Source organism: Actinoallomurus bryophytorum (assembly GCF_006716425.1).
Classification (GTDB): Bacteria; Actinomycetota; Actinomycetes; order Streptosporangiales; family Streptosporangiaceae; genus Actinoallomurus; species Actinoallomurus bryophytorum.
This window is the reverse complement of the sequence record NZ_VFOZ01000001.1, coordinates 7,428,727-7,442,856: the sequence shown is the minus strand read 5'-3', so window position 1 is coordinate 7,442,856 and position 14,130 is coordinate 7,428,727. Positions and strand designations below refer to the sequence as shown.

Sequence of the window (14,130 nt, the reverse complement as noted above, 5' to 3'; positions counted from 1 at the left end):
GTCACCCTTTCCGTGCTCGCGCGTGCCGCAGGGCGGTCGCGTAGTGCTTGTTGTCCGGGCGCATGGCACAGGCCAGCGCCAGGTGTTCGACGGCTTCGGCGACCTGACCGGTACGCGTCAGGGCCAGGCCCAGGCCGAACAGGGCGTAATCCTCCGCCGGGTCGGCCTCGACGATCATACGGAAGTTCTCGGCCGCCTCGGCGTACCTCTTCGCACCGTACTGCGCGCGGGCCAGCGCCTCCCGTACGCTCCGTGAGGTGGGCTCCGCCGCTGCGGCATGCTCCAAAAGCTGGATCGCGGCCGCCGGGCTACCGCTCTCCAGGAGGTTCAGCCCCCGCTGATACCAGTCGTAGACCTCGCCGCCCGGCATGCCCGGGGAATCCTGGCCGTGGTCCGGACCTTGAACCATTTGTGGCCTCCGTTCGCCGACTCCACTTGAGCCCTAACACGATTCCGGTACCTAACATGCCCGACGTGACCATTCAGCCCGGCCTCTCACTCGAGCCGTTCCGCGCCGTACGCTACGCACCGTCGAAGGTGACCTCGCTGGCGGCCGTGACGTCCCCTCCGTACGACCTGATCGACGAGGAGGCCCTCAGCCAGTTCATGTCGGACGAACCCCACAACATCGTCCGATTGATCCTGCCCCAGCAGGACTACGGGGATGCCGCGGAAACGCTGCGTTCGTGGATCGCCTCGGGGATCTTGACGGTCGACCCCGAACCGGCGCTGTACGTCTATGAGGAGTCCGGGGACGGGATCTTGCAGCGCGGTCTGATCGGCGCACTCGGCGTACACGGCCCGGAGTCCCGCGTGATCCTCCCGCACGAACACGTCTACCCGGGCCCGATCCGGGACCGGCTCGCCCTGATGAGCGCCACCGAGGCGAACCTCGAGCCGATCTTCCTGCTGTACGAGGGCGGCAGCACGTCGGCCGCGAGCCGCCTGGTGGACGAGGTGGCGTCGTCCGCTCCGCCGTTGCTGGAGACCCGCACGATCGACGACGTACGGCACCGGCTGTGGGCGGTCCGCGATCCTGCCGCACTCGCCGCGGTCGCCGCCGACCTGCGGGAACGCCAGGCGCTCATCGCCGACGGACACCACCGTTATGCGACGTACCAGGCGCTCCGGGATCGTTACGAGGGCCCGGGGCCGTGGGACTACGGGCTGGCGCTGCTCGTCGACTCTCACGCCTATCCCCCACGCCTCGGCGCGATCCATCGCGTGATCCCGGGCCTGGACGTGTCCGACGCCGCGCGGCGCGCCTCGGCGGCGTTCTCGGTCTCGGAGCTTGGTACGGATCTGGCCGCGGCCCTGGACCGCCTCTCCTCTCATGACGGGACCGCTTTCCTGCTGGGCGGATCGGCCGGGTTGTTCTTGCTCACGGACCCCGATCCGGAACAACTCGCCGAGGCGATGCCGGACGAGGCGTCCGAGCGGTGGTGCGGTCTGGACACGGCCGTGCTGCATCGGCTGCTGATCCCCCGGCTGTGGGGGATCGAGGACGACGAGTCGAACGTGCGCATCGTCCATCACGACGCCGCCCGTGCCCTGGAGAAGGCCCGCCGCCGCGACGGAACCGCGGTGATCCTCAACCCGCTGAAGGTGCCGGACGTCCTGGCCGTAGCAGCGGGCGGCGAGAAGGTCCCCCGCAAGTCGACGTCCTTCGGTCCCAAGCCGCGCACGGGCCTGGTCCTGCGCACCTTCGCCGCCGAGCGAGACTGACCAGCCGACGCCCACCCCGGACCTCTGCCCGCGCACGGGTTCGGTCTTGCGTGCATTCGCCGCCGGCGGGACTTGCCTGCCTTCCTGCACCAACGCACGGGCCTGGCCCTGCGCACCCCCGCTGCCGAGAGAGCCGGACCTGCCATCACGCACCCGAACCCCTGCCCGCGCACGGGTTCGGTCTGCGTGCATTCGCCGCCCTCGGGACTTGCCTGCTGTCGCCTACTCGAACCCCGGGCCACGCACAGGTACGTTCCTGCGCCATTCGCCGCCAGACGGAACTCACCTGCGGCCGCCCACCCGAATCCCCGGGCCACACACAGGTACGGACCTGCGCCGTTCCTGGCCGCGGGGACCCGCGACGTCTTCCGTGCGCACTGCCGGTGCACGACGTGACCTGGGCCCGTGGCCGGCCGCCCGGCGGGACTCGCCTGCGGCCGCTTGGCCAAACGCCTGTGCGGCCGCCCACCCGAATCCCCGGGCCACACACAGGTACGGACCTGCGCCGTTCCTGGCCGCGGGGACCCACGACGTCTTCCGCGCGCACTGCCGGTGCACGACGCGACCTGGGCCCGTGGCCGGCCGCCCGACGGGACTCGCCAGCGGCCGCTTGGCCAAACGCCTGCGCGCGGCCTGGAGCCAGGTGTGCCGCCGGCATGTTCGCCTCATCAACGATGAGGGACGCACGGGGGGATGCGTGCAGCACGCGGGATGCGGGACGCACGGGGGATGCGTGCAGCACGCGAGGTCGGCCTTGCACGGATACGGACGCAGGTCGGAGGGCGCGCGGCAGCCACGAGGCGGGCAGCGGGCAGCTGATCAGCCGCCGGACAGCTCTCGTGACCGACTACACGACCGCCTCGCAGTGCCCGGCCATGTGGCTCTTACGTCGCCGGCAGATCTGGTGCCCAGTTCGGCGCCTGAGTGACGTGACCGCAGGAAAAGCTTGGGCGCAATCCTCTTGCGGCCCGACTCCCGGAACATCCGCCATACAGGTGGGCAGGTAGGACGCGCGTGACAACCGTGAGCGGGTGTTGCTGGCGGCCAGGCCGCCCAGCCGATCTCGAGCGAGACCGGCCTCTCAACGGCCCAACGACGCCAAAGCCCGCGTCTCCTGAGGCCACCGCCACCGCCTCTTAGGAAGGCCGCTTCCCAGGGAAGCGCCCATGGGAAGCGGAGGCGATCAGTGACCGCGCCGACATCAGGGCCTGCCTCGAAGTCCCGCCGTCCCACTGCGCGACGCCCAGATGACGCCTCGCCGCATTGTCGTCGCCCCGCCCTCCGACTGCGCGACGCCCAGGCGGCGCCTCGCCGCATTGTCGTCATCCCGCCGTCCCACCGCGCGACGCCCAGACGACGCGCCGCATTGTCGTTGGTCGTCGGCCGACGCCAGGCCGACTCCCTCCTCCGCCTTGCGACGCGCCGCCCCGGACACCGCTCCCTACGGACGCGGACTTCGGATGAGGCCCTGGTCGAACCCGCGTCCACCCGTGGCAGCCGCATTCAGTCGTCGCAGCAGCGGCTCCAGGCGGTGATGCTCCCCTGTGCGTGTCAAGGCATGGCGTCCTCCTTTTGGGCCGGCTCTCTCGGGGCCGGGTGGAGGCGCAGGACGGCGCTGGCGGCCTCGACCTCGTACAGGCCCCGTGGGCCCGTCGGGCCCCTCCAGAAGCGGTGGCGTAGTGCCCCCCGTACCTCGATCAGGTCGCCGTGGGACCAGGTGCGGACGCCGGCCTGGATCGTGGGGTCGTAGCTCACGCAGCGGATCGTGTCGATGCCGTCCTGGGGGGATCTCGCGTCGCGGTGTTCGACGATGAGGCGCCAGACCGCCACCTGGTCGTTGCCCGATAACGCCCGCCACTCCGGCTCCCCTGAGAGCCTTCCGACCAGGACGATCTCGTTGACGTGCTCCATCGCCGTCTCCTCTCATGATCGACCGCCGTCTGCCAGGCCACGGCGTTGTACCTACGATGGAGGATCGTCAACGACCGCATAAGGCCCCGCGCGCAGCTGTGGATAACATCGGAGTCAGGTATGGAGAAAATCACTGACCTGGGCAACGACGTCTTTGAGATCGACACGCGGATGGCCGGATATGAGGGCATAACGGCGGGTTATCTCATTCGTTCTGAGCGGCCGTGCCTGGTCGAGACCGGGGCGGGGAACTCGGCGTCGGTCGTACGGGATGCGCTGGAGGCCGCGGGCATCGGTCCGGCCGATCTCGCGACCGTCGTCGTCACGCATATTCATCTTGACCACGCGGGCGGGGTCGGGGACATCTCGGAGATGTTCCCCAACGCCGAAATCGTCGTGCACGAAAAGGGCGCCCGGCATCTCGCCGACCCGAGCCGGCTGATGCGGAGTGCGCGCATGGTCTGGGGTTCGGCGCTGGATTCTCTGTTCGGCGATCTCAAACCCACTGAAGCCTCGCGCATTCGTGCGGTCGAGGACGTCGGCGTCGTCGACCTCGGCGGCGGGCGTCGCCTCGAAAGCCACCACTCCCCCGGCCACGCCAGTCACCACGTCGGGTTGCTCGACTCTCTCACCGGGGACCTGTACGTCGGCGACGCGGCAGGCGTCTACATCCCCGAGACCGCAGACCTGCGGCCGGCCACCCCGCCGCCGGATTTCGACCTGGACAGCGCGCTGGCATCCCTGGAAAGGTTCCGGTCGCTGCAGCCGTCGCGCCTGCTCTTCAGTCACTACGGGCCCGTCGAACCGGTGGCCGAGACACTCGACCGGGCCGCCGAGGAACTGCGGCTCTGGGTCGAGCTGGTGACCGAGGCGTACGACCAGCGACTCGATCTCGACCACGCCGTGGCCATGGTCAAAGAGCGGATCGACGAGCGCTACAAGGCGCTCGCCCCCGAGGCCGATCCTGCCGTCGCCGAAAAGGTCGAGGTCATCTCGGCGACCCGCAACAACGTAGCCGGGATCATGCACGCCTTGGAGAAGGATTCCCGCAAATCCTGAGGCGCAACCAGCGGTGCATTCAATGCACGTGCAGATGCGCGAGGCACTACTCCAATGCGGACACCACTGGCAATAAATTCTGACCATCTACTTCGCTAGGCGTGTCAGGATTCATGACCAGTAATGAAACGTACTCGAACGTTCTCGCGACCGTTCAGTGAGCACCGGTCTCGCACGCGGTCAGGCCGTACGCCGGACGGGCCAGGCGCGTGCCGATGACCTGTGCGGACGTGGCCATGCACGGCAAACTGAGCATGAACGGCCTCCTCGGACACATCGATCCGTAAAGCGGCGGCCTTGACGTGCGGGCGGGTTCTCGTTCGGCGAGTGGACGCTCCAGGGGACCCGCAGAAGCAGATCCTCGAAAACAGCACGCCTCCGGATGTCGAGAAGGCGACGCCGGCTCCGTCCCAGGGACATCAGCGGCCACGACGGGCCGCGCGACGAACGGGAGAACCACCATGACGATTCAGCGGATGGACCACGTGAGCGTCGTCGTCGACGACCTTGAGGCTGCCATCGCTTTCTTCGTCGAACTCGGTATGGAGCTGGAGGGCCAGGCGCAGATCGAGGGACCTTCGGTGGACCGTCTCAACGCCCTCGACGGCGTCCGGGCCGCCATCGCGATGGTGCGGACACCGGACGGCCACGGCCGGCTTGAGCTGACGAAGTTCCACGCCCCGGCGGCGGTCAGCGCTGAGCCGAAGAACGCGCTGGGGAACACGCTGGGCCTGCGTAGCGTCATGTTCGCCGTCGACGACATCGACGCCACCGTCGCCCGCCTGCGAGCCCACGGCGCGGAACTCGTCGGAGAGCTGGCGCAGTACGAGGACAGCTACCGGCTCTGCTACCTCCGCGGCCCCGAGGGCATCATCGTCGCCCTGGCCGAACAGCTCGGCTGACGGAGCCGTCGGCCGAGCAGCCCGGCCACGGCTCCGTCTCCGCCGACCTGCGACCGATGCGACCGAGCCGCGACCGACCAAGAAGACGACAATGGGAGGGATGACCGTGCAACCGAACGAGATCACCGATGTTCTGAACCGGCCGAACAGCCAGGAACTGCTGGCCCGCGACCTGACCCGCCTGGCCTACGTCGCCAAGGACGGCACACCGCGCAACGTCCCGATCGGGTTCACCTGGAACGGCTCGGAGATCGTCATGTGCACGTCGACGAACGCTCCGAAGCTCCCGGCCCTGCGCGAGAACCCGACGGTCGCCCTGACGATCGACACCGAGGTGCACCCGCCCAAGATCCTGCTCATCCGCGGCCAGGCCGAGCTGGACGCCGTCGACGGCATCCCCGACGAGTACCTCCAGATGAACGGCTCCTACCAGATGACGCCCGAGCAACGGGTCGGCTGGGAGGCGGAGGTGCGTTCGCTCTACGACGGCATGGTCCGGATCGTCGTGACCCCGACATGGGCGAAGCTGATCGACTTCGAGACGACGCTGCCGAGCGCGGTCGAGGAGCTGGTCCGGCAGCGGAATGAGCGTCAGCGTGCCTGAACGGCGGTGCCGCGTGGATCCGCCCCGCCCTTCGACCGGGCCGCGGACAAGGCTCCAGGCCGCACCGGGTTCCGGTCGAGAAGCGGCGCCGCCGGCCCCCCACCGCGTCTCGGACCTGAGGCGGCTCCGCCGCGGAGTGCGTAGTGTCATCGAAGTCCGCCGGGAAAAAGTCCCGATGGGATGTCGAGAACCCGCCCGCGGCTCCGTCCCCGCAGTGAACACGGCCACCTGGGCCGTACCGCGCCAAGGAGAACATGATGGCCAAGTACCTGCTGCTCAAGCACTACCGAGGCGCGCCGGCATCGGTCAACGACGTGCCGATGGACCAGTGGACGCCCGAGGAGGTCTCGGCCCACGTCCAGTACATGCGGGACTTCGCCGCCCGGCTCGAGGACACCGGCGAGTTCGTCGACACTCAGGCGCTCTCCCCGGAAGGCACGTTCGTCCGCTACGACGGCGAGGGGCGGCCGCCGGTCACCGACGGCCCGTTCGCGGAGACCAAGGACGTGATCGCCGGCTGGATGGTGATCGACGTCGAGACCTACGAGCGGGCGCTCGAGCTGGCCGGTGAGTTGTCGGCGGCTCCGGGCGCGGGCGGGAAACCGATCCACGAGTGGCTCGAGGTCCGCCCGTTCCTGGGCGCGCATTCGACGTGCGTCACGGAGTGACGCATGGTGGATGAGTCCCTGCTGCGGGCCCTCACCCCCACAGTGATCGGCGTCCTCGGCCGCCGCGGAGCCGACTTCGCGGCGGCCGAGGACGCCGTGCAGGACGCCCTGGTCGAGGCCGTACGCGTGTGGCCGGACGACCCTCCGCGCGACCCCACGGGCTGGCTGGTCACCGTGGCCTGGCGAAAGTTCCTCGACGCCGCACGCGCCGACACCTCCCGCAAGCACCGCGAGGTACGCCTCGAGGTCGAACCCACGCCCGGCCCGGCCGAGGTCGTGGACGACACGCTCCAGCTGTACTTCCTGTGCGCGCACCCGTCCCTGACACCGGCGTCGGCCGCCGCACTCACGCTGCGCGCGGTCGGCGGCCTGACCACGCGTCAGATCGCGCAGGCCTACCTCGTGCCGGAGGCGACCATGGCCCAGCGGATCAGCAGGGCCAAGCGGACCGTCTCGGGTATCCGGTTCGACCAGCGCGGTGACGTCGCGACGGTGCTGCGCGTGCTCTACCTGGTCTTCAACGAGGGCTACTCCGGCGACGTCGACCTCGCCGCCGAGGCGATCCGGCTCACGCGCCAGCTGGCGGCCAGGACCAGCCATGAGGAGGTCGCGGGCCTGCTCGCGCTCATGCTGCTCCACCACGCACGGCGCCCGGCACGTACCGGCGCCGACGGCAGGCTCGTGCCTCTGGCCGAGCAGGACCGCAGCCTGTGGAACACCCACCTGATCGCCGAGGGCGTCGACATCCTCCAGGCGGCCCTCGCCCGCGATCGCCTGGGCGAGTACCAGGCCCAGGCCGCCATCGCCGCGCTCCACGCCGACGCCCGTACGGCCGCGGAGACCGACTGGGTGCAGATCGTCGAGTGGTACGACGAACTGGTACGCCTCACCGGCAACCCGGTGGCACGCCTCAACCGGGTCGTCGCGGTCGGCGAGGCCGACGGACCGCGAGCCGGCCTGGCGGCCCTGGCGGGGCTCGACCCCGCCCTGCCCCGCCACGCCGCCGTCGCGGCGTACCTGCACGAGCGTGACGGGGACCCCGTGACCGCCGCACGGCTCTACGCCGAAGCCGCCCGATCGGCGCCCAGCGTCCCCGAACGCGACCACCTCACGCGACAGGCCGCACGGCTCAACGCAAAGCTGCGCCGTTGAGCGGCGGGCGTTCACCGATCCGATGGAGACGTTCACCCTGCCGGCCGGACCGCGTCACTCGCGTACGAGATGCCGATGTCCCGTGGTACGGACGCCCACGCCGACGCGGCATCGGCCCTTAGTCGGCGGGCAGGCCCAGTGGGCCATTCGAAGTCGACCCGCTGCGCGTCGGCCGGTGTCCCGGGGACGGGTGTAGCGGGATCCGGCGCGTACCGGCCGGCTCACTGACCTTCGTCGTGTCGTGTACGGTCGCCCGCCGGCGTTCCGCGTACTCGATCAGTGCGGTGCCCCTGCTGCGGGCAGGCCGCTCGTATCCCGGCCGGTCGAGCCGCCTGTCCGCGGGACCGGCCGGGGAGCGCGGACGCTCAGTCCTCTTCGGGAACCTCGTCGTCTTCGTCGTCGATGATCTCGAGGCCCTCGATCTCGGCGTAACGCTCGGCGGCGTCGGTCTCGCCGTCCCGGTCCGCGGCGGCGGCGCGTGCGAACCAGTCGCCCGCCTCGTCCTCCCGGCCGGCCTCGGCCAGGGCGTCCGCGTACGCGTAGAAGAGGCGGGCCGACCATGGCCGCAGGCGTTCGTCCTTGAGTTCGGGAATCTGGAGTGCCAGGACGGCGGCACCGTGCTGCCCGAGGTCACGCCGGGCGCCCGACTCCACGATCCGCATCTCGATCGCCTCGGCCAGGGGCAGTCGCTTCGCCTCATCCGAGCGAGCCAGGTCGAGGGCGCGTTCCGGGCGGCCCAGGCCGCGTTCGGCGTCGGCCATGACGGCGAGGTACGCCGCCTCCTGACCGGTCAGCCTTCGCGCGGCACGCAGCTCGGAGAGCGCCACGGACCACAGGCCCGCGTGGTACGCGGCCAGGCCACACGCCTCGCGTACGACGCCCACGCGCGCGGCCAGCCGCCTGGCGGCCAACGTGTGCTGGTACGCGAGGTCGGTGTCGTCGTCGATCAGCCGGCCCGCCATCACGAGGTGGCGGGCGACGTCGGTGGCGAGGTCCTTGGGGAGTGTCTTGAGGTCGGACTTGGCGGCGCGGTCGAGCTCGTCGCCGGTCACATCCTCGGGGATGGGCGGGCCGGGCTCCCGCCTCGGCCGGGGTTCCGCGTCGGACCGGCCGCCGCGTTCGAACGGCTTGCGGCCGCGGTCGGACGGGCCACGGCCGTCACGCTCGCCGGGCTTCTTTCCGCCACGGTCGGGGAACCGGCGTCCGGCACTCTCAGAGGGCCGGCCGCCGTCTCTACGTCCGGCACCCTCAGAGGGCCGGCCACCGTCTCTACGTCCGCCACCCTCGGTCGGCCGACCAGTAGTGGGCCGACCGCCGTCCCTGCGTCCGCCGCGAGCATCGTCGCGTCGCTGAGACCCACCTCTGGGCCCCGCGCCCGTACGCTCAGAACCGCCGCCTTCACGGCGCGGAGGGCCACCCCTCTCCCCACCGGCGGGCCGGGCGCCCGAGTCTGACCCGTCACGCCCTCGGAACCCACCACCGGAGCCCGCGGGACGAGAACCTGAACCGGAACCCTCACGGCCCCGGAACCCACCACCCGAACCCGCAGGACGAGAACCAGATCCCGAACCCTCACGGCCCCGGAACCCACCACCCGAACCCGCAGGACGAGAACCAGAACCGGAACCCTCACGGCCCCGGAACCCACCACCCGAACCCGCAGGACGAGAACCAGATCCCGAACCCTCACGGCCCCGGAACCCACCACCCGAACCCGCAGGACGAGAACCAGAACCGGAACCCTCACGGCCCCGGAACCCACCACCACCGCGGCGTTCGGCGCCGTCGCGCTGGGGGGTGCCGCTTTCGGGGCGGTCCCGGCGCGGTCCTCGCGGGGCGGCGGAGTCGTTCCGCTCGTATCGGCCAGGTGTCCGGGGCGAGCGCCCCTCCTGGCCCTTGCCTTCGGAGCCCTTGCCCTCGAAGCGGCGTCCGCCCGAGCCCGGTGTGCGACGGGAGTCGTCGCGCTTGCCGTACGAACCTGCGCCGTCGCGTCGCTGTGGGCGGTCGCGGTACGAGCTCTCGGACTCGTTTCCGCGGAACGTTCGAGGACGACGCTCGCCGGTACGGCCTTCGTCATCGCGCTTCTTCTGGAAGTCCCGCCCGCCGGAGGGCCCACCCGTCTTCTTGCCAGGGGCTCCATCGCGTCGCGGGCGGCCGGCATCGCGGCCCTGGTAGCCACCGGATGAGGCGCCGCGGGCACCTCCCTGACGATCGCGGGAGCCGCTCGCGCCGCCGGTGCGGCCTGTAGTTCTCTGGCGGGGGCGTCGATCTTCCGCGTCGCCGTCCCGCTTGTCTTGTTCCGCGCTCATCACATCAGACCGTTCAGCTGGAGACGCTCAGGCTCTCATTGTGCCTGGACAACACAAAAAGGGCCGCCTGATCAAGGGCGGCCCTTTTTGTTCATGTTATGTCCGGCGGTGTCCTACTCTCCCACACCGTCCCCGGTGCAGTACCATCGGCGCTGGAGGGCTTAACTTCCGGGTTCGGAATGGGACCGGGTGTTTCCCCACCGCTATGACCACCGAAACGCCTGAACAGGAGCACGACTCCGGTGAGTGGTTCCCGGTCGTGTCCCGGGAACCGCATAGTGAACGCGAACATAGAGCACAGCAGTTAAGTCTGTTGTGTGTGTTCAAGCCGCTCGGCCTATTAGTACCAGTCAACTCCACACCTTGCGGTGCGTCCATTTCTGGCCTATCAACCCAGTCGTCTAGCTGGGGGCCTTACAACCCGTAGGTTGGGAGACCTCATCTTGAGGAAGGCTTCCCGCTTAGATGCTTTCAGCGGTTATCCCGACCGAACGTAGCCAACCAGCCATGCACCTGGCGGTACAACTGGCACACCAGAGGTTCGTCCGTCCCGGTCCTCTCGTACTAGGGACAGACCCTCGCAAGTCTCCTGCGCGCACAGCGGATAGGGACCGAACTGTCTCGCGACGTTCTAAACCCAGCTCGCGTGCCGCTTTAATGGGCGAACAGCCCAACCCTTGGGACCTACTCCAGCCCCAGGATGCGACGAGCCGACATCGAGGTGCCAAACCTTGCCGTCGATATGGACTCTTGGGCAAGATCAGCCTGTTATCCCCGGGGTACCTTTTAGCCGTTGAGCGACACCACTTCCACACGTCGGTGCCGGATCACTAGGCCCTGCTTTCGCACCTGCTCGACATGTCTGTCTCACAGTCAAGCTCCCTTGTGCCCTTGCACTCAACACCTGATTGCCAACCAGGCTGAGGGAACCTTTGGGCGCCTCCGTTACATTTTGGGAGGCAACCGCCCCAGTTAAACTACCCACCAGGCACTGTCCCCCACCCGGATTCACGGGTGCGGGTTAGACGCTCGAAACGACCAGAGTGGTATTTCACCAATGACTCCACCCATACTGGCGTATGAGCTTCATAGTCTCCCACCTATCCTACACAAGACGCTCCAAACGCCAATGCCAAGCTGTAGTGAAGGTCCCGGGGTCTTTCCGTCCTGCTGCGCGTAACGAGCATCTTTACTCGTAGTGCAATTTCACCGGGCCTGTGGTTGAGACAGTGGGGAAGTCGTTACGCCATTCGTGCAGGTCGGAACTTACCCGACAAGGAATTTCGCTACCTTAGGATGGTTATAGTTACCACCGCCGTTTACTGGCGCTTAGGTTCTCAGCTTCACCCGCCGAAGCGGATTAACCGGTCCCCTTAACGTTCCAGCACCGGGCAGGCGTCAGTCCGTATACAGCGTCTTACGACTTCGCACGGACCTGTGTTTTTAGTAAACAGTCGCTTCCCCCTGGTATCTGCGACCCCCACCAGCTCCACAGAGCTAGTCTGGTCACCAGCAGGGGCCCCCCTTCTCCCAAAGTTACGGGGGCAATTTGCCGAGTTCCTTAACCACAGTTCACCCGATCGCCTTGGTATTCTCTACCTGACCACCTGAGTCGGTTTGGGGTACGGGCCGCCGACACACATCGCTAGAGGCTTTTCTCGGCAGCATGGGATCACTCACTTCACCTAAATCGGCTCGGCATCACATCTCACCCTTAATGGTGTGCGGATTTGCCTACACACCGGGCTACATGCTTACCCCAGGAACAACCATCGCCTGGGTTGAGCTACCCTCCTGCGTCACCTCATCACTTGCCTACTACCACCTCAGGTCCGCAGCTCCCCCACCAAACAACCCGAAGGTTACAAGGTGAGCTTGCGGCGTTAGTGTCAGTGGGTTCAGCATGGGCGCGTGTCAGCGGGTACGGGAATATCAACCCGTTGTCCATCGACTACGCCTCTCGGCCTCGCCTTAGGTCCCGACTTACCCTGGGCGGATTAGCCTGCCCCAGGAACCCTTGGTCATCCGGCGGAGGGGTTTCTCACCCCTCATTCGCTACTCATGCCTGCATTCTCACTCGTGTGGCCTCCACGGCTGGCTCACGCCGCCGCTTCACCGCCCACACGACGCTCCCCTACCCACCCCAACCCCTGAACAAGGATCCGAAAACCCTCACTAGGGACGTGTTGGAGTGCCACGGCTTCGGCGGTGTGCTTGAGCCCCGCTACATTGTCGGCGCGGAATCACTTGACCAGTGAGCTATTACGCACTCTTTCAAGGGTGGCTGCTTCTAAGCCAACCTCCTGGTTGTCACGGCAACTCCACATCCTTTACCACTTAGCACACGCTTAGGGGCCTTAGCCGATGATCTGGGCTGTTTCCCTCTCGACTACGAACCTTATCGCCCGCAGTCTCACTGCCACGCTCTCACTTACCGGCATTCGGAGTTTGGCTGACTTCAGTAAGCTTGTAGGCCCCCTAGGCCATCCAGTAGCTCTACCTCCGGCAAGAAACACGTGACGCTGCACCTAAATGCATTTCGGGGAGAACCAGCTATCACGGAGTTTGATTGGCCTTTCACCCCTACCCACAGGTCATCCCCCAGGTTTTCAACCCTGGTGGGTTCGGTCCTCCACACGGTCTTACCCGCGCTTCAACCTGCCCATGGGTAGATCACTCCGCTTCGGGTCTACAGCATGCGACTAAAAACGCCCTATTCAGACTCGCTTTCGCTACGGCTCCCCCACACGGGTTAACCTCGCCACACACCATAACTCGCAGGCTCATTCTTCAAAAGGCACGCCATCACATCACAACACCCCCGAAAGGGTGTTAACGCTCTGACGGCTTGTAGGCACACGGTTTCAGGTACTATTTCACGCCCCCTCACCGGGGTGCTTTTCACCTTTCCCTCACGGTACTAGTCCGCTATCGGTCATCAGGGAGTATTTAGGCTTACCAGGTGGTCCTGGCAGATTCACACGAGATTTCACGGGCCCCGTGCTACTCGGGAAACACCATATGAAGACGGAAAGGTTTAACCTACCGGACTATCACCGACTACGGTCGACCATTCCAGGCCGTTCGGTTACCCAACCGTTTTATAACTTCACATCCGGCCAGGCGGACCAGATACAGATGCTCCCACAACCCCACACACGCAACGCCCGCCGGCTATCACACGCGCATGGTTTAGCCTCATCCCCTTTCGCTCACCACTACTCAGGGAATCACTGTTGTTTTCTCTTCCTGCGGGTACTGAGATGTTTCACTTCCCCGCGTTACCACCAACCGCCCTATCAATTCAGACGGCGGCAACACCCCATGACGGGTGCTGGGTTACCCCATTCGGAAACCCCCGGATCAACGCTCGGTTGCCAACTCCCCGGGGCATATCGCAGGCTCCCACGTCCTTCATCGGCTCCTGATGCCAAGGCATCCACCGTGTGCCCTTAAAAACTTGAACACAAAAGTTACAAGATGCTCGCGTTCACTATGCAGTTCTCAAAACACGAACGGACACCAACCCACACCACCACCAAACCACCCAAAACCCCCCACCCCACAGACAACACACAAGGGAAGAAGCCATGGATGCGGTATGACGGCAAGACCGGCCCGCACGCCCAAACCCACCCCACCAACCGTGGCAGGACAGGCTCAAAGGCGACCTGAAGACAACCAACACCAGAACAAATCCTGGTGTCCGTTTCCTCAGGACCCAACAGTGTGCTCGACCCTCCCCGACCCATCCGTCCGACGGGTTTCCTGAACCCCCGCTCCGAAGAGTAGAGGCAGTA

9 protein-coding genes and 2 rRNA genes are annotated in these 14,130 nt (G+C 67.0%); 6 read left to right on the top strand and 5 right to left on the bottom strand.

Going from position 1 to position 14,130, the window contains the following annotated elements; all coding sequences use genetic code 11:
- Position 1: 1 nt before the first annotated feature.
- Complete coding sequence (locus FB559_RS34470) at positions 2-409, bottom strand: tetratricopeptide repeat protein (protein ID WP_141961110.1); 408 nt, start codon at positions 407-409, stop codon at positions 2-4.
- 56 nt (positions 410-465) lie between these two features.
- Here FB559_RS34470 and FB559_RS34465 point away from each other — a divergent pair, with 56 nt between their 5' ends.
- On the top strand, positions 466-1,725 hold the full coding sequence (locus tag FB559_RS34465; protein ID WP_141961109.1) for a DUF1015 family protein: 1,260 nt from the start codon (positions 466-468) through the stop codon (positions 1,723-1,725).
- Between the two features lie 1,551 nt (positions 1,726-3,276).
- Here the strand turns inward: FB559_RS34465 and FB559_RS34460 are convergent.
- Positions 3,277-3,636, bottom strand: a complete 360-nt coding sequence (locus FB559_RS34460; protein ID WP_141961108.1) for a single-stranded DNA-binding protein — start codon at positions 3,634-3,636, stop codon at positions 3,277-3,279.
- 120 nt (positions 3,637-3,756) lie between these two features.
- On the opposite strand from FB559_RS34460, the gene FB559_RS34455 reads away from it, so the two are divergent.
- From FB559_RS34455 to FB559_RS34435, 5 genes are all read left to right on the top strand, one after another.
- On the top strand, positions 3,757-4,695 hold the full coding sequence (locus FB559_RS34455) for an MBL fold metallo-hydrolase (protein ID WP_141961106.1): 939 nt from the start codon (positions 3,757-3,759) through the stop codon (positions 4,693-4,695).
- A gap of 476 nt (positions 4,696-5,171) precedes the next feature.
- A complete protein-coding gene (locus FB559_RS34450) occupies positions 5,172-5,597 on the top strand; it encodes a VOC family protein (protein ID WP_221640548.1) in 426 nt (141 codons plus the stop codon).
- Between the two features lie 100 nt (positions 5,598-5,697).
- The gene (locus tag FB559_RS34445; protein ID WP_246122308.1) at positions 5,698-6,201 is read left to right on the top strand and encodes a pyridoxamine 5'-phosphate oxidase family protein; all 504 of its coding nucleotides are present in this window, start codon (positions 5,698-5,700) and stop codon (positions 6,199-6,201) included.
- 257 nt (positions 6,202-6,458) lie between these two features.
- The gene (locus FB559_RS34440; RefSeq protein ID WP_141962108.1) at positions 6,459-6,869 is read left to right on the top strand and encodes a YciI family protein; all 411 of its coding nucleotides are present in this window, start codon (positions 6,459-6,461) and stop codon (positions 6,867-6,869) included.
- A gap of 6 nt (positions 6,870-6,875) precedes the next feature.
- Positions 6,876-8,021 carry an RNA polymerase sigma factor gene (locus FB559_RS34435; protein WP_141962107.1) on the top strand — a complete coding sequence of 382 codons (1,146 nt, stop codon included), beginning with the start codon at positions 6,876-6,878 and terminating at the stop codon, positions 8,019-8,021.
- Between the two features lie 365 nt (positions 8,022-8,386).
- Here FB559_RS34435 and FB559_RS34430 read toward each other — a convergent pair whose 3' ends face one another.
- The 3 genes from FB559_RS34430 to FB559_RS34420 form a co-directional block, all read right to left on the bottom strand.
- Positions 8,387-9,073 (bottom strand): tetratricopeptide repeat protein, encoded by a 687-nt coding sequence (locus FB559_RS34430; protein WP_141961103.1) that lies wholly within the window; start codon positions 9,071-9,073, stop codon positions 8,387-8,389.
- Between the two features lie 1,357 nt (positions 9,074-10,430).
- Positions 10,431-10,547, bottom strand: a 5S ribosomal RNA gene (gene rrf, locus FB559_RS34425).
- Between the two features lie 102 nt (positions 10,548-10,649).
- Positions 10,650-13,796: ribosomal RNA gene (locus FB559_RS34420) — 23S ribosomal RNA — on the bottom strand.
- Positions 13,797-14,130: the final 334 nt, after the last annotated feature.